Genomic DNA, 23,181 nt, shown 5'->3' on the forward strand with positions numbered 1-23,181 from the left:
ACTGAACGTGCTCAACAAACTCTCTCGTCTGCTGGCTGAAGCCGGTATTTCGCTCACCGATCACCAGAAAAACCAGCTGGTGGCCTACGTTGGCATGCTGGATAAGTGGAACAAAGCCTACAATCTGACTTCCGTTCGCGATCCGAATGAGATGCTGATTCGCCATATCCTCGATAGCATTGTTGTTGCGCCGTACCTGCAGGGAACGCGTTTTATCGATGTCGGAACAGGGCCAGGACTACCGGGAATCCCGCTGGCGATAGTTCTCCCGCAAGCACATTTCACGCTGCTGGACAGCCTCGGTAAGCGCGTGCGTTTTCTTCGTCAGGTCCAGCATGAGTTAAAACTGGAGAATATCGCCCCGGTTCAGAGCCGCGTGGAAGATTTCCCCGCTGAGCCGCCGTTCGATGGCGTCATCAGCCGCGCATTTGCCTCGTTGAATGACATGGTCAGCTGGTGTCATCATCTGCCGTCGGAAACCGGCTGCTTCTATGCGTTGAAAGGGGTGGCCCAGGAAGATGAAATGGCAAATCTTCCCGAAGGATACACCGTCAGCGAGATCATCAGGCTGCATGTTCCTGAGCTGGAAGGGGAGCGTCACCTGGTGGTTATTAAGCCAAAAATGATTTAGTTTTTATCAAAAAATGTGAAAAAAATGAGACCGCCGCATGTTACAAAAATAAATGTCACTGCGAGCTATTCCCGGCGTGTTTTAACCATGTTTTTACTATGGGTTATCTCGAAGTTAACTTTAACGGTTGGTTAACCCATAAAATAGTCAACATTGAAAATATCAGTACGCTAAAAATCGAGCAGTTGACAGGGCATACGGATGTTAAATATTTATTATAAATGTCAATAAAAGGTTTTCATTGTATGCGCGGTTGTTTTATAAAAACTGCTCATTTTTTATCTTTAATATCAAAAAGATGAAAACAGACAATTTATGAGCGGAATTAATTCGCTTTACTCTAAAATGTTTAATATGTGATCTGGTGCACGCTTTAATCTCTGTGTTTTCTCAGTATTTGCAGTTTCGTATGACGGCTCACAGATTGGCAAAATGCAGGAAAAGTTGCCTGCTGGAAAATAATTAAACATTTATTCACTATTTTGCTACTTATTGTTTGAAATCACGGGGCGTCACCGTATAATTTGTCCGCTTTTTGATGCTTGACTCTTCGTCTTAAAGGACGTTTTATACGACACGCGACATACCTCGAAGGGAGCAGGAGTAAAAACGTGATGTCTGTGTCGCTCTTGAGTCGAAACGTTGCTCGTAAGCTTCTGTTTATTCAGTTACTGGCAGTAATAGCAAGTGGACTGCTGTTCAGCCTAAAAGACCCCTTCTGGGGCGTCTCCGCAGTATGCGGAGGTTTGGCGGTTGTTTTGCCAAACATGTTGTTTATGATTTTTGCCTGGCGTCATCAGGCGCATACACCATCTAAAGGCCGAGTGGCCTGGACCTTCGCCTTCGGCGAAGCTTTCAAGGTGTTGCTGACCTTTGCCCTCCTCGCGGTGGCGCTGGCCGTATTCAAAGTGGTATTCATGCCGCTGATAGTGACGTGGGTTTTGGTGCTGGTGGTACAAATTCTGGCACCAGCTGTAATTAACAACAAAGGGTAAAAGGCATCATGGCTGCAGAAAATATGACGCCGCAGGAATACATAGGCCACCATCTGAACAACCTTCAGCTGGACCTGCGTACTTTCTCGCTGGTGGATCCGCACAACCCCCCGGCCACCTTCTGGACGCTCAACATTGACTCCATGTTCTTCTCAGTGGTGCTCGGTCTGTTGTTCCTTACCATTTTCCGTAGCGTTGCGAAAAAAGCGACCAGCGGTGTTCCTGGTAAACTCCAGACGGCTATCGAGATGACCATTGGCTTCGTCCATGGCAGCGTCAAAGACATGTATCATGGCAAGAGCAAGCTGATTGCTCCGCTGGCCCTCACCGTGTTCGTCTGGGTATTCCTGATGAACCTGATGGACCTGCTGCCAATCGACCTGATTCCGTATATTGGCGAACACATTTTCGGCCTGCCTGCACTGCGCGTGGTTCCGTCTGCTGACGTGAACATCACCCTGTCGATGGCGCTTGGCGTGTTTATCCTGATTCTTTTCTACAGCATCAAAATGAAAGGCGTGGGTGGGTTCGTTAAAGAACTGACGCTGCAGCCGTTCAATCACTGGGCGTTCATTCCTGTCAACTTAATCCTTGAAGGGGTAAGCCTGCTGTCCAAACCGGTTTCACTTGGTCTGCGACTGTTCGGCAACATGTATGCCGGTGAGCTGATTTTCATTCTGATTGCTGGTCTGCTGCCGTGGTGGTCACAGTGGGTTCTGAATGTGCCATGGGCCATTTTCCACATCCTGATTATTACGCTGCAAGCCTTCATCTTCATGGTTCTGACGATCGTCTATCTGTCGATGGCATCTGAAGAGCATTGATTTTTACCAACATACTACGTTTTTACTGAAACAAACTGGAGACTGTCATGGAAAACCTGAATATGGATCTGCTGTACATGGCTGCCGCTGTGATGATGGGTCTGGCGGCGATCGGTGCTGCGATCGGTATCGGCATCCTCGGGGGCAAATTCCTGGAAGGCGCAGCGCGTCAACCGGATCTGATTCCTCTGCTGCGTACTCAGTTCTTTATCGTTATGGGTCTGGTGGATGCTATCCCGATGATCGCTGTAGGTCTGGGTCTGTACGTGATGTTTGCTGTCGCGTAGTAAGTTGTTCGAAAGAAACCTAAGCCACAGAGTTAATTTAAGAGGTATTGTGCTGTGAACATGAACGCAACAATCCTCGGCCAGGCCATCGCGTTTGTTCTTTTCGTATGGTTCTGCATGAAGTACGTATGGCCGCCGTTAATGGCTGCCATCGAAAAACGTCAGAAAGAGATTTCTGACGGTTTGGCTTCTGCAGAACGCGCTAAGAAAGATTTGGACCTTGCACAGGCCAACGCGACCGACCAGCTGAAAAAAGCGAAAGCGGAAGCTCAGGTCATCATCGAGCAGGCGAACAAGCGTCGCTCTCAGATGCTGGACGAAGCTAAAGCTGAAGCAGAACAGGAACGCACCAAAATCGTCGCACAGGCGCAGGCTGAAATCGATGCCGAACGTAAACGTGCTCGCGAGGAGCTGCGTAAGCAGGTCGCAATCCTGGCTGTTGCTGGCGCCGAGAAGATCATCGAACGTTCCGTGGATGAAGCTGCTAACAGCGACATCGTGGACAAACTTGTCGCTGAACTGTAAGGAGGGAGGGGCTGATGTCTGAATTTGTAACGGTAGCTCGCCCCTACGCCAAAGCAGCTTTTGACTTTGCCGTCGAACACAAAAGTGTTGAACGCTGGCAGGATATGCTGGCGTTTGCCGCTGAAGTGACCAAAAACGAACAAATGGCAGAGCTTCTGTCCGGTGCTCTGGCGCCGGAAACGCTCTCTGACGCGTTCATTGCGGTATGCGGTGAGCAACTGGACGAAAATGGCCAGAACCTGATTCGGGTTATGGCTGAAAATGGTCGTCTGCAAGTGCTCCCGGATGTTCTTGAGCAATTTATTCACCTGCGCGCTGCCAGTGAGGCAACCGCAGAGGTAGATGTTATTTCTGCCTCCCAGTTGAGTGAAGCACAGCTTGAGAAGATCGTCGGCGCGATGGAAAAACGTCTGTCACGCAAAGTTAAGCTGAATTGCAAAATCGATAAGTCTGTTATGGCAGGTGTTATCATCCGTGCGGGTGATATGGTCATTGATGGTAGCGTACGCGGCCGTCTTGATCGCCTTGCAGACGTCTTGCAGTCTTAAGGGGACTGGAGCATGCAACTGAATTCCACCGAAATCAGCGAACTGATCAAGCAGCGCATTGCTCAGTTCAATGTGGTGAGCGAAGCTCACAACGAAGGTACTATTGTTTCCGTCAGTGACGGTGTTATCCGCATCCACGGCCTGGCCGATTGTATGCAGGGTGAGATGATTTCCCTGCCGGGTAACCGTTACGCTATCGCACTGAACCTGGAGCGCGACTCCGTAGGTGCAGTAGTCATGGGTCCGTACGCTGACCTCGCCGAAGGCATGAAGGTTAAATGTACTGGTCGTATCCTTGAAGTTCCGGTTGGCCGTGGCCTGCTGGGTCGCGTGGTGAACACCTTGGGTGCACCTATCGACGGTAAAGGTCCGGTTGAGCACGATGGCTTCTCGCCAATCGAAGTTATCGCTCCGGGCGTTATCGAACGTCAGTCCGTCGATCAGCCGGTACAAACCGGTTATAAATCCGTCGATGCCATGATTCCAATCGGCCGTGGCCAGCGTGAGCTGATCATCGGTGACCGTCAGACCGGTAAAACCGCGATGGCAATCGATGCGATCATCAACCAACGTGATTCCGGTATCAAGTGCGTCTACGTTGCTATCGGCCAGAAAGCGTCCACCATTTCTAACGTGGTACGTAAACTGGAAGAGCACGGCGCGCTGTCCAACACTATCGTTGTTGTGGCGACCGCTTCTGAATCTGCTGCACTGCAATACCTGGCACCGTATGCCGGTTGCGCAATGGGCGAATACTTCCGCGATCGCGGTGAAGATGCGCTGATCGTTTACGATGACCTGTCTAAACAGGCTGTTGCTTACCGTCAGGTTTCCCTGCTGCTCCGTCGTCCGCCAGGACGTGAAGCATTCCCGGGCGACGTGTTCTACCTCCACTCCCGTCTGCTGGAGCGCGCATCCCGCGTTAACGCGGAATACGTTGAGAAATTCACCAAAGGTGAAGTTAAAGGTAAAACCGGCTCCCTGACCGCACTGCCGATTATCGAAACCCAGGCGGGTGACGTTTCTGCGTTCGTTCCGACCAACGTAATCTCCATTACCGATGGTCAGATCTTCCTGGAAACCAACCTGTTTAACTCCGGTATTCGTCCTGCGGTTAACCCGGGTATCTCCGTATCCCGTGTGGGTGGTGCTGCTCAGACCAAGATCATCAAGAAACTGTCCGGTGGTATCCGTACCGCGCTGGCACAGTATCGTGAACTGGCTGCGTTCTCTCAGTTCGCATCCGATCTGGATGAAGCAACCCGTAAACAGCTGAGCCATGGTCAGAAAGTAACCGAGCTGCTGAAACAGAAACAGTATGCACCTATGTCTGTAGCACAGCAGGGTCTGGTCCTGTTTGCTGCTGAACGCGGTTACCTCGAAGATGTGGAACTGGCGAAAATCGGTAGCTTCGAAGCCGCTCTGCTGGCTTACGTTGACCGTGACCACGCTCCGCTGATGCAAGAGATTAACCAGACCGGTGGCTATAACGACGAGATCGAAGGCAAGCTGAAAAGCATCCTCGACTCCTTTAAAGCAACCCAGTCCTGGTAAAGTCTGGCGGCTTGCCTTAGGGCAGGCCGCAAGGCATTGAGGAGAAGTTCATGGCCGGCGCAAAAGAGATACGTAGTAAGATCGCAAGCGTCCAGAACACGCAAAAGATCACTAAAGCGATGGAAATGGTCGCCGCTTCCAAAATGCGTAAATCGCAGGAGCGCATGGCGGCCAGCCGTCCTTATGCAGATACTATGCGCAAAGTGATTGGTCACCTTGCAAACGGTAATCTGGAATATAAGCACCCGTACCTGGAAGAACGCGACGTTAAACGCGTGGGCTACCTGGTGGTGTCGACCGACCGTGGTCTGTGCGGCGGCTTGAACATTAACCTGTTCAAGAAAGTGCTGGCAGATATGAAAGTATGGTCCGATAAAGGCGTTCAGTGCGACATCGCAATGATCGGCTCTAAAGGCGTATCTTTCTTTAGTTCCGTCGGTGGCAATATTGTCGCCCAGGTGACTGGCATGGGAGATAACCCATCGCTGTCCGAACTGATCGGCCCGGTAAAAGTGATGTTGCAGGCCTATGATGAAGGCCGTCTGGACAAGCTGTACGTTGTCAGCAACAAATTTATTAATACCATGTCCCAGACTCCGACCATCACTCAGCTGCTGCCGTTACCGGCATCAGAAGATGCTGAGCTGAAGCGTAAATCCTGGGATTATCTGTATGAGCCAGACCCGAAAGCGCTGCTGGATACCCTCCTGCGTCGTTATGTCGAGTCCCAGGTTTATCAGGGCGTGGTAGAAAACCTGGCCAGCGAGCAGGCCGCACGTATGGTGGCGATGAAAGCCGCAACCGATAATGGCGGCAGCCTGATTAAAGAGCTGCAGTTGGTATACAACAAAGCTCGTCAGGCCAGCATTACTCAGGAACTCACCGAGATCGTCGGTGGTGCATCCGCGGTATAACCAGGTTAATTCGTAGAGGATTCAAGATGGCTACTGGAAAAATTGTCCAGGTAATCGGCGCCGTGGTTGACGTCGAATTCCCTCAGGATGCCGTACCGCGCGTGTACGATGCTCTTGAGGTACAGAATGGTAATGAGAGCCTGGTGCTGGAAGTTCAGCAGCAGCTCGGCGGTGGTATCGTACGTGCTATCGCCATGGGTTCTTCCGACGGTCTGCGTCGTGGTCTGGAAGTTAAAGACCTTGAGCACCCGATCGAAGTCCCGGTTGGTAAAGCAACTCTGGGTCGTATCATGAACGTGCTGGGTCAGCCGATCGATATGAAAGGCGACATCGGCGAAGAAGAGCGTTGGGCTATTCACCGTGCAGCTCCGTCCTATGAGGAGCTGTCCAGCTCTCAGGAACTGCTGGAAACCGGCATCAAAGTTATCGACCTGATGTGTCCGTTCGCTAAGGGCGGTAAAGTTGGTCTGTTCGGTGGTGCGGGTGTAGGTAAAACCGTAAACATGATGGAGCTGATCCGTAACATCGCGATCGAGCACTCCGGTTACTCCGTGTTTGCGGGCGTAGGTGAACGTACTCGTGAGGGTAACGACTTCTACCACGAAATGACCGACTCCAACGTTCTGGATAAAGTATCCCTGGTTTATGGCCAGATGAACGAGCCGCCGGGAAACCGTCTGCGCGTTGCTCTGACCGGCCTGACCATGGCTGAGAAATTCCGTGACGAAGGTCGTGACGTTCTGCTGTTCGTCGATAACATCTATCGTTATACCCTGGCCGGTACTGAAGTATCCGCACTGCTGGGTCGTATGCCTTCAGCGGTAGGTTATCAGCCGACCCTGGCGGAAGAGATGGGTGTTCTGCAGGAACGTATCACCTCCACCAAAACCGGTTCTATCACTTCCGTACAGGCCGTATACGTCCCTGCGGATGACTTGACTGACCCGTCACCAGCCACCACCTTTGCTCACCTTGATGCAACCGTGGTACTGAGCCGTCAGATCGCGTCTCTGGGTATCTACCCGGCCGTTGACCCGCTGGACTCCACCAGCCGTCAGCTGGATCCGCTGGTTGTGGGTCAGGAGCACTACGACACCGCACGTGGCGTACAGTCCCTGCTGCAACGTTATCAGGAACTGAAAGACATCATCGCCATCCTCGGTATGGATGAACTGTCTGAAGAAGACAAACTGGTGGTAGCTCGCGCACGTAAGATTCAGCGCTTCCTGTCCCAGCCGTTCTTCGTGGCAGAAGTATTTACCGGTTCTCCGGGCAAGTACGTCTCCCTGAAAGACACCATCCGTGGCTTTAAAGGCATCATGGAAGGCGAATACGATCACCTGCCAGAGCAGGCGTTCTACATGGTCGGTTCTATCGACGAAGCCGTGGAAAAAGCCAAAAAACTTTAACGCCTTAATCGGAGGGTGATATGGCAATGACTTACCACCTGGACGTCGTCAGCGCGGAGCAGCAAATGTTCTCCGGTCTGGTCGAGAAAATCCAGGTAACGGGTAGTGAAGGTGAACTGGGTATTTACCCGGGTCACGCACCGCTGCTCACCGCCATTAAGCCTGGTATGATTCGCATCGTTAAACAGCACGGTCATGAAGAGTTTATCTATCTGTCTGGCGGCATTCTTGAAGTGCAGCCTGGTAGCGTGACCGTTCTGGCTGATACGGCAATTCGTGGCCAGGATCTCGACGAAGCGCGAGCCCTGGAATCGAAGCGTAAAGCGGAAGAGCACATTAACAGCTCTCACGGCGACGTGGATTACGCTCAGGCGTCCGCGGAACTGGCCAAAGCGATCGCCAAACTGCGCGTTATCGAGTTGACCAAAAAAGCGATGTAACACCGGCTTGAAAGTTAAAAAGCCAGTCTGGTTTCCAGGCTGGCTTTTTTTATGGCTTCGTTTCAAATTTATCAAAACTAAAATGGCATTTTAATTTTTTGTGATGAGCATCTCATTTTTGTTGATCGGTTAAAAAATGAAGCGTAGACTTGTTTTTGTGATGTAAGTCACAAAACAAATTTACCAGAACACATTCTTTATCCAGGAAGTCATCATGAAACTGCTTAACAAAATCATCGCTTTCTTCAGTGCTATGAACGTCACTTTCGGTACCTTCAATCACTAAGTCGCCAGCCTCTCTGCATTTGCGCTGTACCGCTAACGAAAACGACAACACCTGCGGTGCGAAGCAGAACGAAAAAGGTCGCCCGAGGGCGGCCTTTGTGTTTTTCTCAGCCGGATATTGCTATCTACGGTTGAGAAAGTCTCCGGTAGCAAAACTGCCATCGGCATGACGCAGCAGCGGATCCGGTAGCGCCAGGGTTTGATAATCGGTGCTCAGAATGGTTTTCCCCTCTGCATTGACGCTTTTTGCCCCGCGAATAAAGTAGTTGTTATCTTCAATATTCCCGACAACGGCATCATCATATTTTCCGGGCTGGCTGCGCAGCGACAGATTGTCGCTGAAGTTGCCTTGAGTCTCTGGCTTACCGTATGGGCTGGGGCGGAAGAGATAGTTAAAGCGCTGGTTATCTACCGCGACGTTATTGACCACCACCAGCTTGCCGGGATTGAAATTATCAGTGAACCCGTCCAGATGGTTACCGATAGCAATGCTGTTACGTATTTCGTGGGCAACCGGCTGCCCTTCCCCACCGAGTTTAAAACCGTTACTGGTGTTATTGCGGGCAATTGAATTCTCGATCACCACAACGCCATTGGCACCGTCTTCGATTTTGTTAAACAGGTCGAATCCGTCATCGATATTGTCGTGTGAGTAGCAGCCTTCCAGGCGATTACCTTCCCCTACCCGCATTTTTACGGCGAAACCATCGGCGTTAATCTTACCGGGATCCTCATTACCGTAGGATTCTGAGTTCACGACCCGGTTGTAGCTGGCCCATAGCGGGCGATCGGTTTTGTCCGGGGAGGAGATCTGGATCCCGGTATCCTCGTTTTTGTAGGCGGTGACGTTCTCGATCAGGTTATGGCTGCCCTGTATGCGCAGGCTCTTGTCTGTTATTGAGATACCCTTGATATGCCAGTAGTTTGCATCCAGCAGCAGGCCATGAATAACCGCCTTGTCGTCGGCCTGCAGCGTTTTTACCTTTTCTCCGAGCCCGCTGGCCTGTAGCGGAATCACCGTTTGCGGATAATCCCCGGCGGCTAAGATAATTTTTCCGCCCGGAGGCAACAAATCGACCGCGGTGGAGAGATCGAGCGGAGAATCAAGCGTCCCTTTCGCGTCAGACAGCCCCTCAGGGGAGACATGTAGCGTACTCCCTTCAATGCGGTGGCTGCGTTCAACCGTCAGGCTTTGTGTGATGGGTTTTTGGCTGCTGGTGGGTGTAAAAACAATCTCAAAGGTACTTTTCTCTTTGAGCGTCGCGGGTTGAGTAAACATCTCACCGGCCTTGACCTTTTTATTCATCCCAATCGTCACCTCATCCTGACGAACCGTGAAGTTACCGTCGCTACTGGCCCGGGCCTGCAATACGTAATCTGCGCTCTGGCTTACTGCGCCTGAGGCGATTTGCATCACAACCGGCCAGGTTTTGGCAACATAGGGCTGTGAAGCAACGGTATTCGCCGGGGATGTCACCAGAGATGCATGGCTGACGGTGATTTTGGCGTTACGAGAGGCAAAAAAGCCAACGTAGTAGCTATCTTTATCCTGTTGGGTGATCAGATCGGCATGAGGCACTTTTTGGCTCACCCACTTATCGCTGCCGACTGGCGCCCATGATGTTACAAATCCTTCGTTGGTTCGTTCGAGTCTGAGCTGGAAGTCCGGTGTCTGTTTAAGATCGATATTCTCTTTATAACTCAGCCGGTTGATAGTCGAACCTGCGTTTCCCCACGGTTGCGCGATCCCTTCCCGGGTGATGGCCTGGAGTTTGACGTGCGAGCGATCTTTTTTATCCTGGGTCATAATCGCGTTCATGACCATATTGGATGCCGCCGGAAACTCTTCGTAGCCAACCACCAAAGGCTGCTGCCGCGGATGGCCGATGATATCGCGTACCAGCAGCCCGGCGCCCTCCTGTGCAGCCGGAAGGGCGCCATTTTCTGGACCAAATTGATCCACCGTCACCGTGGCCTGCAGGATGAAATTCTGTCGGGCCGGTAGTTCGGTATAAAAGAAGGTCAAACCGTCGTGCGAATTGGCTATTTTTCCGCCGCGGCTCTCAATGGTGATGGGGGCCTGGAGGTTGGCAGTATCCTGCGGAGCCAGTTTTTTGCCTGCTATCGTTACGTCGTTAACGCCGATCTTTTCCGGCAGCACGTTGGAGGAAAAATTCACGTCAGTTGATTGACCAAAAGCGATGCCTCGCCAGACATGCTGCTCGTCAGCCTGCAGCGGTAATGCGATAATTGTGCTGCAAAGGGCTAATGCCAAAGGTATTTTTTTATTCATTTTTGTCTCCTGGGTAATTATTGAGCAGTATTATCATAATAATGAAATGGCGTTTCTATTTGATGCGTCACAATTAATGAATATTGAAACTATGTTTTATTTTATTGATTTGCTTTATTCAGGTGTCAAAAAAACAGGAAAAGCAGTGGGATAGCAGGGATTTATCTCCCTTATGCGCTTTTTCAGGAGATAAACTCATTTACAGCGGTGAAAAATAGCACCATAAAATGGTGTATATCGTTGAGCCTGAGCGTTTTATCCTCGTCTCGTTTCATGATGAAAAATATGTAGATATTTCAACGTGAAAGGCTTTTACTTTTCGTTCTAATTGTTGTCAGGATGCGTATGTCAAACAGTGCGATGAGCGTGGTTATCCTTGCCGCAGGCAAAGGAACCCGCATGTATTCCGATCTTCCTAAGGTGCTGCACTCCCTGGCCGGGAAGCCAATGGTGCAACATGTTATTGATGCGACTAAAGATCTCGGTGCTTCGGCCGTACATCTGGTGTACGGGCACGGTGGCGATTTGCTGCGCCAGACGCTGCATGAAGATAATCTTAACTGGGTCTTACAAGCTGAACAGCTCGGTACCGGCCATGCTATGCAACAGGCGGCGCCGTTCTTCCATGATGATGAAGACATCATGATGCTGTACGGCGATGTTCCGCTGATTTCCGTTGATACGCTACAACGCCTGCGCGCGGCAAAGCCGCAGGGCGGCATTGGCCTGCTGACGGTAAAGCTGGACGATCCGAGCGGATATGGTCGCATTACGCGTGAAAACGGTCAGGTAACCGGCATCGTGGAGCATAAAGATGCCAGCGATGCGCAGCGTCAGATTCAGGAAATTAACACCGGTATTTTGATCGCTGGTGGGGCGGATTTAAAACGCTGGCTGGCGAAGCTGACGAACAACAATGTGCAGGGCGAATACTACATCACCGATATTATCGCCATGGCGTATCAGGAAGGGCGTGAAATCGTTGCCGTTCATCCGCAGCGCTTAAGCGAAGTTGAAGGGGTAAACAACCGCCTGCAGCTGTCGCGTCTGGAGCGCGTTTATCAAGCCGAGCAGGCGGAAAAACTGCTGCTGGCGGGCGTGATGCTGCGCGATCCTGCGCGTTTTGATCTCCGTGGTACCCTGAAACATGGGCGTGATGTGGAGATTGATACTAACGTTATCCTCGAAGGCAACGTGGTTCTGGGTGAGCGCGTGAAGATCGGCGCCGGCTGCGTGATCAAGAACAGCACCATTGGCGATGATTGTGAGATCAGCCCGTACTCGGTGGTGGAAGATGCTCATCTGCAGGCCGCCTGCACCATCGGGCCGTTCGCACGTCTGCGGCCAGGCGCCGAACTGCTGGAAGGTGCGCATGTCGGCAACTTCGTAGAAATGAAAAAAGCGCGACTGGGTAAAGGTTCGAAGGCAGGGCATCTCTCCTACCTCGGCGACGCGGAAATCGGCGACAACGTGAACATCGGCGCCGGTACCATTACCTGTAACTACGATGGCGCAAATAAATTCAAAACCATTATCGGCGATGATGTGTTTGTCGGTTCCGACACTCAGCTGGTGGCGCCGGTGACCGTGGGTAAAGGCGTCACGATTGCCGCCGGTACGACGGTCACGCGCGATATCGCCGACAACGAACTGGTTTTAAGCCGTGTGCCGCAGGTCCATAAACAGGGCTGGCAGCGTCCGGTGAAGAAGAAGTAATTTTTGGCTTATCGCCGGGGGAAACCGCCCGGCGAACCAGGATGAGAGGATCAATATAGGTCCCCGTCCGCAGGCAGTACCATAAAAATAACCCCACTCTCTACAAGGCTCGGGGCGCCCGTAACGCGGGCAAATACAGGTCAGCGACAACGCATGGCATAACGCCATTATCAGGAAATTTAACTATGTGTGGAATTGTTGGCGCAGTCGCGCAGCGTGATATTGCTGAAATCCTTCTCGAAGGTCTACGTCGTCTGGAATACCGTGGATATGACTCTGCCGGTCTGGCAGTGGTTGATAACGCAGGGCATATGTCCCGCGTTCGTCGTCTCGGTAAAGTCCAGATGCTGGCTCAGGCGGTAGAAGAACACCCGTTACACGGTGGTACGGGGATTGCCCATACCCGCTGGGCAACGCACGGTGAGCCGTCTGAAGGTAACGCGCATCCGCATGTTTCTGAACACATTGTGGTGGTCCATAACGGCATCATCGAAAACCACGAGCCGCTGCGCGAAGAGCTGAAAGCGCGCGGTTACACCTTCGTCTCTGAAACTGACACCGAAGTGATTGCTCACCTGGTGCACTGGGAGCTGGAGCAGGGCGGCACGCTGCGTGAAGCGGTACTGCGAGCCATTCCTCAGCTTCGCGGTGCCTACGGTACGGTGATCATGGATTCCCGCGATCCGTCCACGCTGCTGGCAGCGCGTTCCGGTAGCCCGATGGTTATCGGTCTGGGTATGGGGGAAAACTTTATTGCCTCCGATCAGCTGGCTCTGCTGCCGGTTACCCGTCGCTTTATCTTCCTGGAAGAAGGCGATATCGCGGAAGTGACTCGCCGCAATGTGACCGTATTTGATACCAAAGGCGCGCAGGTGAAACGTCAGGAGATCGAATCTAATCTGCAGTACGACGCAGGCGACAAAGGCACTTACCGCCACTACATGCAAAAAGAGATTTACGAACAGCCGAATGCGATCAAAAACACCCTCTCCGGGCGCATCAGCCATGGCGAAGTGGATCTCAGCGAGCTGGGCACGCATGCTAACGAAATGCTGTCTCAGGTTGAACATATCCAGATCGTAGCCTGTGGCACTTCGTATAACTCCGGCATGGTTTCTCGCTACTGGTTTGAAGCGCTGGCGGGCGTGCCGTGCGATGTTGAAATCGCCTCTGAATTCCGCTATCGCAAATCGGCGGTGCGTCGCAACAGTCTGATGATCACGCTTTCCCAGTCCGGTGAGACCGCGGATACGCTGGCCGCGCTGCGTCTGTCAAAAGAGCTGGGCTACCTCGGATCGCTGGCTATTTGTAACGTGGCGAGTTCTTCTCTGGTCCGCGAGTCCGATTTATCGCTGATGACCAAAGCGGGCACTGAGATCGGCGTGGCCTCGACCAAAGCCTTTACCACTCAGCTGACCGTATTGCTGCTGCTGGTGGCAAAACTGGCGCGCCTTAAAGGTCTGGATGCCGCCGTTGAGCATGATATCGTTCATGGGCTGCAGGCGTTGCCGAACCGTATTGAGCAGATGCTGTCGCAGGATAAGCGTATTGAGGCGCTGGCCGAGAACTTTTCCGATAAGCACCATGCGCTGTTCCTTGGCCGTGGCGATCAGTATCCGATCGCGCTGGAAGGGGCGCTGAAGCTCAAAGAGATCTCTTATATCCACGCGGAAGCCTACGCGGCCGGTGAGCTGAAGCACGGCCCTCTGGCCCTGATTGACGCCGAAATGCCGGTGATCGTCGTGGCGCCGAATAACGAATTGCTGGAGAAGCTGAAATCCAACATTGAAGAAGTTCGCGCGCGTGGCGGCCAGCTGTATGTCTTCGCCGATGGCGAGGCGGGTTTTAGCAGCAGCGACAATATGCACATTATTGAAATGCCGCATGTTGAAGAGGTCATTGCGCCGATCTTCTACACCGTGCCACTGCAGCTGCTGGCCTATCACGTTGCGCTGATTAAAGGCACTGACGTTGACCAGCCGCGTAACCTGGCAAAATCGGTCACCGTAGAATAAGCCAACACGCATCAGACAAAGGGCTGCCATCCGGCGGCCCTTTTTTATTTCCCGCGATCGTTTTTCAGCGCTCTGCTGAAAAATGCTGCTGCGCGGGTTTATGACAAACCGTCATCTTCGACTACGATTTTAAGTGTCATAAAAAGAAAATTTTTCTGCAATCTTACGGTCACTTAAATAATTAACATTATGATTTATATTGTTTTTATTTTCGCCAGTCCGCTATCTTTTTGGGTGTCATGAAACTGTAATAATTCGTACATTTTACTGTCACCTCTTTGTCCTATTTTGCTCACCATAGCCTCGAAACAACGATTTACGAATCCAGCAGGAGACATTATGAACGTTATGCGTACCACCGTCGCAACAGTTGTCGCCGCGACCTTATCGATGAGCGCTTTCTCTGCATTTGCAGCTGCAAGCCTGACTGGCGCGGGCGCAACTTTCCCTGCACCGGTGTATGCCAAATGGGCTGATACCTATCAGAAAGAAACCGGCAATAAAGTGAACTACCAGGGCATTGGCTCTTCCGGTGGTGTCAAACAAATTATTGCTAACACCGTTGATTTCGGTGCTTCTGATGCTCCTCTGGCCGATGACAAACTGGCTCAGGAAGGCCTGTTCCAGTTCCCGACCGTTATCGGCGGTGTGGTTCTGGCAATCAACCTGCCTGGCGTGAAGTCGGGTGAGCTGGTTCTGGACGGTAAAACTCTGGGTGATATCTACCTGGGCAAAATTAAAAAGTGGGATGACGAAGCGATCGCTAAACTCAACCCGGGTATGAAGCTGCCGTCTCAGAATATCGCCGTGGTTCGTCGCGCCGATGGTTCCGGCACTTCCTTCGTGTTCACCAGCTACCTGGCGAAAGTGAACGAAGAGTGGAAATCTAAGATTGGCGCGGGTTCTACCGTTAACTGGCCGACTGGTCTGGGCGGTAAAGGTAACGACGGCATCGCCGCGTTCGTTCAACGTCTGCCGGGCTCCATTGGCTACGTAGAATACGCCTATGCGAAGCAGAACAACCTGGCTTACACCAAACTGCTTTCCGCAGATGGCAAGCCGGTCAGCCCGACGGAAGATAACTTCGCTAACGCGGCTAAAGGTATCGACTGGAGCAAATCCTTCGCACAGGATCTGACTAACCAGAAAGGTGAGAATGCATGGCCGATCACCTCAACCACCTTTATCCTGGTACACAAAGCTACGAACAAGCCAGAACAGACTGCTGAAGTGCTGAAGTTCTTCGATTGGGCGTACAAAAATGGCAGTAAAGAAGCCAACGCGCTGGATTACGCAACGCTGCCGGAAAGCGTGGTTGAGCAGGTTCGTGCTGCATGGAAAACCAACGTGAAAGACAGCAGCGGTAAAGCGCTGTACTAAATACCCGTCATACTTCGAGCCGCAGCTGCGTTGGCTGCGCTTGCTGCAACTCGAATTATTTAGGGTATAGCATTACGTTAGCCTGGAGGCACGGTAAAATGCGCGCTTCCAGGCCCAAACAGAAAGAGTAATCTATGGCTGCAACCAAGCCGGCATTTAACCCTCCGGGGAAAAAGGGTGACATAATTTTCGGCGTGCTGGTCAAACTGGCGGCGCTGATTGTGCTATTGATGCTGGGCGGCATCATCGTTTCCCTCATCATCTCTTCATGGCCAAGCATTCAGAAGTTTGGTTTTTCCTTTTTGTGGACCAAAGAGTGGGATGCGCCCAACGAAATTTTCGGTGCGCTGGTGCCGATATACGGGACGCTGGTGACCTCATTTATAGCGCTGCTGATCGCCGTTCCGGTGAGCTTTGGTATCGCACTGTTCCTGACGGAGCTCTCTCCTGCCTGGCTGAAACGTCCTCTTGGCATCGCCATTGAACTGCTGGCGGCCATCCCGAGTATCGTTTACGGCATGTGGGGCCTGTTTATCTTTGCTCCGCTGTTTGCCACCTACTTCCAGGAACCGGTAGGCAACGTCCTGTCGACGATCCCGTTTGTGGGAGCGCTGTTTGCCGGTCCGGCATTTGGTATCGGTATTCTGGCGGCGGGCGTCATTCTGGCCATCATGATTATTCCGTACATCGCCGCCGTCATGCGCGATGTGTTTGAACAAACGCCGGTGATGATGAAAGAGTCGGCCTACGGTATCGGCTGTACGACCTGGGAGGTCATCTGGCGTATCGTCCTGCCCTTTACCAAGAACGGGGTTATCGGCGGCGTGATGCTCGGTCTGGGGCGCGCGCTGGGGGAAACCATGGCGGTGACCTTCATTATCGGCAACACTTACCAGCTGGATAGCGTTTCACTGTATATGCCGGGGAACAGTATTACTTCCGCTCTGGCGAATGAGTTTGCCGAAGCGGAAACCGGGCTGCACGTGGCGGCGCTGATGGAGCTGGGGCTGATTCTGTTTGTGATTACCTTTATTGTTCTGGCCGCATCGAAGTTTATGGTGATGCGTCTGGCGAAGAGTGAGGGGGCGCGCTAATGGCCACGATTGAATTGCAAACCAGCACCGAGCTGGCTGAATCCCGTCGTAAGATGCAGGCTAAACGCCGGCTGAAAAACCGTATCGCCCTGACCCTGTCAATGGGAACCATGGTCTTCGGGTTGTTCTGGCTTATCTGGATCCTGATGTCCACCGTTACCCGCGGTATCGATGGCATGAGTCTGGCGCTGTTTACCGAAATGACGCCGCCGCCGAACACCGCGGGCGGTGGTCTGGCGAATGCCCTGGCGGGCAGCGGCCTGCTGATCCTGTGGTCGACGGTTTTCGGTACGCCGCTGGGCATTATGGCGGGTATCTATCTGGCGGAATACGGGCGTAAGTCCGCGCTGGCGGAAGTGATTCGGTTTATTAACGATATCCTGCTTTCCGCGCCATCCATCGTCGTGGGTCTGTTCGTCTATACCATCGTGGTTGCACAGATGCAGCACTTTTCCGGCTGGGCTGGGGTTATCGCCCTGGCGTTGCTGCAGGTGCCTATCGTGATTCGTACTACCGAGAATATGCTGAAACTGGTGCCGGACAGCCTGCGTGAGGCGGCCTATGCGCTGGGCACGCCGAAGTGGAAAATGATTTCTGCGATCACGCTGAAGGCCTCGGTGTCCGGCATCATGACGGGGATCCTGCTGGCTATCGCGCGTATCGCCGGGGAAACGGCGCCGCTGCTGTTCACCGCGCTCTCCAACCAGTTCTGGAGCACCGATATGATGCAGCCGATTGCCAACCTGCCGGTGACTATTTTCAAATTTGCCATGAGTCCGTTCGCGGAGTGGCAGCAACTGGCATGGGCCGGGGTACTGCTTATCACCCTGTGCGTATTGCTGCTGAACATTCTGGCGCGCGTGGTTTTCGCGAAGAATAAACACGGTTAATTTTTGCGGCGCGGCGAAATGCGGCGCCGAATGAGGAAGAGATTGATGAGTATGGCGAATGCGACCCCGGGTAAACTTTCAGTTCGTAACCTGAACTTCTACTACGGAAAATTCCATGCCCTGAAAAATATCAACCTGGATATCACCAAAAACCAGGTTACGGCGTTTATCGGCCCGTCAGGCTGCGGTAAATCGACCCTGCTGCGGACGTTCAACAAAATGTTCGAGCTCTACCCGGAGCAGCGCGCGGAAGGCGAAATCCTGCTGGATGGCGATAATATTCTGACCAATACTCAGGATATCGCTCTGCTGCGTGCCAAAGTCGGCATGGTTTTCCAGAAGCCGACGCCGTTCCCGATGTCGATTTATGACAATATTGCCTTTGGCGTTCGCCTGTTTGAAAAGCTGTCGCGTGCCGATATGGATGAGCGCGTGCAGTGGGCCTTGACCAAAGCCGCATTATGGAACGAAACCAAAGATAAACTGCATCAGAGCGGATATTCTCTCTCCGGCGGTCAGCAGCAGCGTCTGTGCATCGCGCGCGGTATCGCGATTCGTCCGGAAGTGCTGTTACTGGATGAACCGTGTTCAGCGCTGGACCCGATCTCCACCGGGCGCATTGAAGAGCTGATCACCGAACTGAAACAGGACTACACCGTCGTTATTGTTACCCACAACATGCAGCAGGCTGCGCGTTGTTCAGACCATACGGCATTTATGTATCTTGGCGAGCTGATTGAATTCAGTAACACGGACGATCTGTTTACGAAGCCCGCGAAGAAACAAACTGAAGATTATATTACTGGCCGCTACGGTTGATTGCCCTTCTGCTTTCACAGGATCTAACCCGTTGGGCATTCAGGAGACACCATGGACAACCTAAATCTTAACAAACATATTTCTGGCCAGTTCAATGCAGAACTGGAGTATATCCGCACTCAGGTGTTGACCATGGGTGGGCTGGTGGAACAGCAGCTGTCTGATGCGATCACCGCGATGCACAATCAGGACAGCGATCTGGCAAAACGCGTGATTGACGGCGATAAGCAGGTCAACATGATGGAAGTGGCCATTGATGAAGCCTGCGTGCGCATCATCGCCAAGCGTCAGCCAACCGCCAGCGATCTGCGTTTAGTCATGGCGATTATCAAGACTATCGCCGAGCTGGAACGTATCGGTGATGTGGCGGATAAAATTTGCCGCACCGCGCTGGAGAAGTTCTCCCAGCAGCACCAGCCGCTGCTGGTGAGCCTGGAATCACTGGGGCGTCATACCGTGCAGATGCTGCATGACGTGCTGGATGCCTTTGCTCGCATGGATCTTGACGAAGCGGTGCGTATCTATCGCGAAGATAAGAAGGTGGATCAGGAATATGAGGGCATCGTGCGTCAGCTGATGACCTATATGATGGAAGATTCACGTACGATTCCAAGCGTGCTGACCGCGCTGTTCTGCGCCCGTTCAATCGAGCGTATCGGCGACCGCTGCCAGAATATTTGCGAATATATTTTCTACTTCGTTAAAGGTCAGGATTTCCGCCACGTTGGCGGCGACGAGCTGGATAAGCTGCTGGCGGGTAAAGATCCGAAAGAGTGATCCGCCGTAAAATACCCGCAGGCGCTACGCTTACCGGGTCGACAAAACCCCGGATCCTGGAGGCCGGATACGCGCTCGCGCTATCCGGCTTTTTTCATTAACGCGTAATATGCCATCCACGGGCTTTCCACAGCGCAGGCAGCTGTGCCAAATCAGTAAAGGTCGTCACTTTTGGATGAACTATCGGTTTGTTGTGCGGATCGGCGCAGAAGTAAAACACTTCCATTCCTGCCTCAATCCCGGACTGAGCGCCTGCACTGGAATCATCCACCAGAATGCAGTTTTCGACGTTAACGTTCATCGCCTTTGCTGCATGGAACATCAGTGCCGGATCGGGTTTCCAGCGCTGAATATCGTAACCGCTGTACAGGCGGTCGGGAAAATGGCGCAACATGCCGGTTCTTCCCAGCGAGTGCTGCATTTTACTGACCGGGCCGTTAGAGACCACGCACATCGGCACGCTGATCGTATCCAGCAGCGTTTCCGCTCCGGCAATCGCTTCCAGTTCAGAATCAAACAGGCGTGCGACTTCGGCACGGTAGAGAGGTTCGAGCTCTGGTTTTTGTAGATTAACGCCGTGCTCCTGGTTGATGGTATCAATGATTTCGTAGAGCTTTACGCCTTTGAAACGCTTAAAAATCTCGTCTAAATCCAGCGTAATGCCGAACGCTTTGAACATGTGAACATAGGCGCGGGAACAGATCACTTCGCTGTCGACCAGCGTGCCGTCGCAGTCGAAAAACAGGGCTTCTATTTGGGACATGCCGTTTCCATTTTAACAAGTTAACGTTTTCGTCCTGCCTATTCACAAGACGCAATCGTTGCCGTATAAGCAAATTCAATGAAAAAAATTACCATACAACTGCCCCCGGTGTCGCATTTTGGTATAGGATAGCGACGAATTTTCCCTCCTTTTGTTCGGAAACCGATAATGAGTCAACAACAAACCAGCCAGTCTTCTGGCCAGGGTCTGCTGGAGCGCGTATTCAAACTACGTGAACACGGCACGACGGCACGTACCGAAGCGATAGCAGGTTTCACCACCTTTTTGACAATGGTCTACATTGTTTTCGTTAACCCACAAATTCTTGGCGTAGCGGGTATGGATACCAGCGCTGTCTTTGTGACGACCTGTCTGATCGCCGCCTTCGGTAGTATTTTGATGGGGTTGTTTGCTAACCTGCCGGTTGCGCTGGCGCCGGCAATGGGGCTGAATGCCTTCTTCGCCTTTGTCGTCGTCCAGGCGATGGGGCTGCCGTGGCAGGTGGGGATGGGCGCTATCTTCTGGGGCGCCGTTGGTCTGCTGCTGCTGACTATTTTCCGCGTACGTTACTGGATGATTGCCAATATTCCCGTCAGCCTGCGGGTGGGGATCACCAGCGGTATCGGGTTGTTTATCGGCATGATGGGGCTGAAAAATGCCGGCGTGATTGTCGCAAACAAAGACACGCTGGTGAGCATCGGTAACCTGACCTCCCACAGCGTGCTGCTGGGGATTCTCGGCTTCTTTATTATCGCTATTCTCGCCTCCCGTAACATTCATGCTGCGGTGCTGGTCTCCATCATCGTCACGACGCTGCTGGGCTGGATTCTGGGTGATGTCCACTACACCGGTATTGTTTCCGCTCCACCGAGCATTACGTCGGTGATTGGCCATGTTGATTTGGCTGGCTCATTTAATCTCGGTCTGGCGGGTATCATCTTCTCCTTTATGCTGGTGAACCTGTTCGACTCCTCCGGAACCTTGATCGGCGTGACTGATAAAGCCGGTCTGGCCGATGAAAAAGGCAAATTCCCGCGGATGAAACAGGCGCTGTTTGTCGACAGTATCTCATCGGTGGCCGGTTCCTTTATCGGCACCTCTTCTGTGACCGCCTATATCGAATCCTCCTCCGGTGTTTCCGTGGGCGGGCGTACCGGTCTGACGGCGGTGGTCGTGGGGATTCTGTTCCTGCTGGTTATCTTCCTGTCGCCGCTGGCGGGCATGGTGCCGGCGTATGCCGCAGCAGGTGCGCTGATCTATGTGGGCGTACTGATGACATCCAGCCTGTCGCGCGTGAAGTGGGACGACCTGACGGAAGCGGTGCCGGCCTTTGTGACCGCCGTGATGATGCCGTTCAGCTTCTCAATTACCGAAGGGATTGCGTTAGGCTTTATCTCTTACTGCGTGATGAAGATTGGTACCGGTCGTCTGCGCGATCTCAGCCCGTGCGTGATTATCGTCTCGCTGCTGTTCGTGCTGAAAATCGTGTTTATCGACGCGCACTAAGCGTCGAGCATAATAAGAAAGCCCGGCAGCGCTGCCGGGCTTTTTTTTACGCTTTCACTCGCTGAATATACTCGGCAAAGGCGCTCAGCTGTCCACTCAGATGGTCGAGCGTGCTCTGATCGACCACCTCTCCCGACTGCGGATCGACCTTGTTCTGAATCACGCCGCCCATAAACTCAGGCTTGTTCATCACCATCGCATCGAGGAACACCAGAATTTGACGCAGGTGATACTGGCAGCGTGCGCCGCCAATTGCGCCCATGGAGCTGGTTTGAATCAGGACCGGTTTCCCGGACAGCGGTTGTTCAGGCAGGCGCGACAGCCAGTCAATCGCGTTTTTCAGGCCGCCGGGAACGGAATAGTTATATTCAGGTGTAACGATAACAACGCCGTCGGCTTCGCGAATCTGTTGTGCAATATCCTGCACGCTTTGCGGAAACCCGTCTTCCTGCTGGATATCCGCGTCATATAACGGAATGTCGCCAATCGATGGCAATGCGGAGATCTCCATGCCCGCCGGCGCAATGCCAGGCAGGGTGCGCGCAACCATGCCATTAAAAGACCCCTTGCGCAGACTTCCGAGTAGCGTAACAACTTTCAACGTATCAGACATGATTGCTCCTTTGCATCATGATAGCCGGACAGACCGGTCAGTTGAGGGAGAGTGCTTTTTCTGTGGGCAGGCTGGTAAAGCGCATCAGACGGGCAGAGGGCTCCTTCGCTCGCATCTGTGCGTCCGGCAGGCTACGCCAGCCTTCCTGACAATTGTATTCCCAGACTTTAAGCTGGCCGATGGCCGGCGTGGCGGCAATCGACCAGACCAGTATCGGTTCCGCATCGCACAGGGCTTCAACAGGTTGCATGTTGGTGGTCCGTAGTCGCCCCGCGCCGGGTAGCAGCTGCAGACGGACGGGCGCTTCACCGGTCAACTTCAGCACGCTCCTGCGCAGCGCCACCAGCTGGGCGCGCGCTTCGTCAGGGTCATGCTGGATGTTAATCCATAAATTCTCATTGCTGTTGAACACGTAGCGGTTGGCGTCGTGCAGCGGGTGGACGCCGCGCGAGGCGTGCTGAAGCTCCATATCCAGCCCACAATCGCCTTCCGTCGTCAGGCTCACGCCGACAATGTTTCCGGCATAGGAAATGGAAAATCGCGGCAGGTGGGGATCGCGAAAAACGGGTCTGCCGTTCTCTTCGCTGATGATTTCGGGGAGCTCGCTAATGCCATACAGCATAAACAACAGTTCGGCGAGCAGCGAACGTGATGCGCGATAGCGGGTCTGTCGGTATTCTGGCAGGCGCTGCGCGGATTGATGACAGGCCGCGGACAGTCGTGTCGATAGCGGCTCCCTGGTGCTGAGTATCCCTCTTGCAAAATGCGTTGCCATTCGTCGCTCCGTGATTAATGGTCAGAGAAAAAGTTGGGGGTCTATTATCACCTGGTATTGATAGGTTTTAATGCGGAAATCCCCCCTTGAAAAGGGATTTGCGCGATTTTTACAATTTCTTGCGCAGT

At 52.8% G+C, this 23,181-nt stretch carries 22 protein-coding genes; 18 read left to right on the top strand and 4 right to left on the bottom strand.

The genetic code is table 11. The annotated features are described in order from the left end of the window. Window positions 1-7 precede the first annotated feature (7 nt). The 10 genes from rsmG to Q1L34_RS26115 all read left to right on the top strand — a co-directional run bounded on the left by rsmG (window position 8) and on the right by Q1L34_RS26115 (window position 8,127). Window positions 8-631 carry a 16S rRNA (guanine(527)-N(7))-methyltransferase RsmG gene (gene rsmG, locus Q1L34_RS26070; protein ID WP_004869227.1) on the top strand — a complete coding sequence of 208 codons (624 nt, stop codon included), beginning with the start codon at window positions 8-10 and terminating at the stop codon, window positions 629-631. Window positions 632-1,245: 614 nt separating this feature from the next. Continuing rightward, window positions 1,246-1,626, top strand: coding sequence for a F0F1 ATP synthase subunit I (gene atpI / locus Q1L34_RS26075; RefSeq protein WP_004869225.1), 381 nt, complete (start codon window positions 1,246-1,248; stop codon window positions 1,624-1,626). Window positions 1,627-1,634: 8 nt separating this feature from the next. After that, on the top strand, window positions 1,635-2,450 hold the full coding sequence (gene atpB, locus Q1L34_RS26080; protein WP_004869223.1) for a F0F1 ATP synthase subunit A: 816 nt from the start codon (window positions 1,635-1,637) through the stop codon (window positions 2,448-2,450). A 47-nt stretch (window positions 2,451-2,497) separates the two neighbouring features. Continuing rightward, complete coding sequence (atpE, locus tag Q1L34_RS26085) at window positions 2,498-2,737, top strand: F0F1 ATP synthase subunit C (protein ID WP_000429386.1); 240 nt, start codon at window positions 2,498-2,500, stop codon at window positions 2,735-2,737. Window positions 2,738-2,791: 54 nt separating this feature from the next. After that, window positions 2,792-3,262: a F0F1 ATP synthase subunit B gene (atpF, locus tag Q1L34_RS26090; RefSeq protein ID WP_004869221.1), complete on the top strand. Its 471-nt coding sequence runs from the start codon at window positions 2,792-2,794 to the stop codon at window positions 3,260-3,262. Window positions 3,263-3,276: 14 nt separating this feature from the next. Continuing rightward, a complete protein-coding gene (gene atpH, locus Q1L34_RS26095; RefSeq protein ID WP_004869220.1) occupies window positions 3,277-3,810 on the top strand; it encodes a F0F1 ATP synthase subunit delta in 534 nt (177 codons plus the stop codon). 12 nt (window positions 3,811-3,822) lie between these two features. Beyond that, the gene (gene atpA / locus Q1L34_RS26100; RefSeq protein WP_004869219.1) at window positions 3,823-5,364 is read left to right on the top strand and encodes a F0F1 ATP synthase subunit alpha; all 1,542 of its coding nucleotides are present in this window, start codon (window positions 3,823-3,825) and stop codon (window positions 5,362-5,364) included. 50 nt (window positions 5,365-5,414) lie between these two features. Next, window positions 5,415-6,278: a F0F1 ATP synthase subunit gamma gene (gene atpG / locus Q1L34_RS26105; RefSeq protein WP_004869218.1), complete on the top strand. Its 864-nt coding sequence runs from the start codon at window positions 5,415-5,417 to the stop codon at window positions 6,276-6,278. Between the two features lie 26 nt (window positions 6,279-6,304). Further along, entirely contained in the window at window positions 6,305-7,687 is a 1,383-nt protein-coding gene (gene atpD, locus Q1L34_RS26110) for a F0F1 ATP synthase subunit beta (protein ID WP_004869217.1), read from the top strand. A 20-nt stretch (window positions 7,688-7,707) separates the two neighbouring features. Continuing rightward, window positions 7,708-8,127: a F0F1 ATP synthase subunit epsilon gene (locus Q1L34_RS26115; RefSeq protein ID WP_004869216.1), complete on the top strand. Its 420-nt coding sequence runs from the start codon at window positions 7,708-7,710 to the stop codon at window positions 8,125-8,127. Window positions 8,128-8,533: 406 nt separating this feature from the next. Here the strand turns inward: Q1L34_RS26115 and Q1L34_RS26120 are convergent, their stop codons facing one another. Further along, complete coding sequence (locus tag Q1L34_RS26120; protein WP_071359052.1) at window positions 8,534-10,705, bottom strand: right-handed parallel beta-helix repeat-containing protein; 2,172 nt, start codon at window positions 10,703-10,705, stop codon at window positions 8,534-8,536. A 345-nt stretch (window positions 10,706-11,050) separates the two neighbouring features. Here Q1L34_RS26120 and glmU point away from each other — a divergent pair, with 345 nt between their 5' ends. From glmU to phoU, 7 genes are all read left to right on the top strand, one after another. Continuing rightward, window positions 11,051-12,421 (top strand): bifunctional UDP-N-acetylglucosamine diphosphorylase/glucosamine-1-phosphate N-acetyltransferase GlmU, encoded by a 1,371-nt coding sequence (gene glmU / locus Q1L34_RS26125; protein WP_004869214.1) that lies wholly within the window; start codon window positions 11,051-11,053, stop codon window positions 12,419-12,421. 185 nt (window positions 12,422-12,606) lie between these two features. Further along, a complete protein-coding gene (glmS, locus tag Q1L34_RS26130) occupies window positions 12,607-14,436 on the top strand; it encodes a glutamine--fructose-6-phosphate transaminase (isomerizing) (protein ID WP_015585459.1) in 1,830 nt (609 codons plus the stop codon). Between the two features lie 339 nt (window positions 14,437-14,775). Next, a complete protein-coding gene (gene pstS, locus Q1L34_RS26135) occupies window positions 14,776-15,816 on the top strand; it encodes a phosphate ABC transporter substrate-binding protein PstS (RefSeq protein WP_004869206.1) in 1,041 nt (346 codons plus the stop codon). Between the two features lie 134 nt (window positions 15,817-15,950). Continuing rightward, entirely contained in the window at window positions 15,951-16,910 is a 960-nt protein-coding gene (gene pstC / locus Q1L34_RS26140; RefSeq protein WP_004869204.1) for a phosphate ABC transporter permease PstC, read from the top strand. Beyond that, the gene (pstA, locus tag Q1L34_RS26145) at window positions 16,910-17,800 is read left to right on the top strand and encodes a phosphate ABC transporter permease PstA (RefSeq protein ID WP_004869202.1); all 891 of its coding nucleotides are present in this window, start codon (window positions 16,910-16,912) and stop codon (window positions 17,798-17,800) included. The genes pstC and pstA overlap by 1 nt, the downstream gene beginning before the upstream one ends. 45 nt (window positions 17,801-17,845) lie before the next feature. After that, window positions 17,846-18,619 carry a phosphate ABC transporter ATP-binding protein PstB gene (gene pstB / locus Q1L34_RS26150; RefSeq protein ID WP_004869200.1) on the top strand — a complete coding sequence of 258 codons (774 nt, stop codon included), beginning with the start codon at window positions 17,846-17,848 and terminating at the stop codon, window positions 18,617-18,619. 51 nt (window positions 18,620-18,670) lie between these two features. Next, window positions 18,671-19,396, top strand: a complete 726-nt coding sequence (gene phoU / locus Q1L34_RS26155; RefSeq protein ID WP_004869199.1) for a phosphate signaling complex protein PhoU — start codon at window positions 18,671-18,673, stop codon at window positions 19,394-19,396. 97 nt (window positions 19,397-19,493) lie between these two features. Here phoU and yieH read toward each other — a convergent pair whose 3' ends face one another. After that, window positions 19,494-20,159: a 6-phosphogluconate phosphatase gene (gene yieH, locus Q1L34_RS26160; protein WP_004869197.1), complete on the bottom strand. Its 666-nt coding sequence runs from the start codon at window positions 20,157-20,159 to the stop codon at window positions 19,494-19,496. A 168-nt stretch (window positions 20,160-20,327) separates the two neighbouring features. Here yieH and Q1L34_RS26165 point away from each other — a divergent pair, with 168 nt between their 5' ends. Then, window positions 20,328-21,665 (top strand): NCS2 family permease, encoded by a 1,338-nt coding sequence (locus Q1L34_RS26165; protein WP_004869195.1) that lies wholly within the window; start codon window positions 20,328-20,330, stop codon window positions 21,663-21,665. 46 nt (window positions 21,666-21,711) lie between these two features. Here the strand turns inward: Q1L34_RS26165 and Q1L34_RS26170 are convergent, their stop codons facing one another. After that, the gene (locus tag Q1L34_RS26170) at window positions 21,712-22,278 is read right to left on the bottom strand and encodes an NADPH-dependent FMN reductase (protein ID WP_004869193.1); all 567 of its coding nucleotides are present in this window, start codon (window positions 22,276-22,278) and stop codon (window positions 21,712-21,714) included. Window positions 22,279-22,315: 37 nt separating this feature from the next. Continuing rightward, window positions 22,316-22,900, bottom strand: a complete 585-nt coding sequence (locus Q1L34_RS26175) for a 4'-phosphopantetheinyl transferase family protein (RefSeq protein ID WP_463675789.1) — start codon at window positions 22,898-22,900, stop codon at window positions 22,316-22,318. Between the last annotated feature and the right edge of the window lie 281 nt (window positions 22,901-23,181).

It is taken from the genome of Klebsiella ornithinolytica (assembly GCF_030505655.1).
In the GTDB taxonomy this organism is placed as follows: Bacteria; Pseudomonadota; Gammaproteobacteria; order Enterobacterales; family Enterobacteriaceae; genus Klebsiella; species Klebsiella ornithinolytica.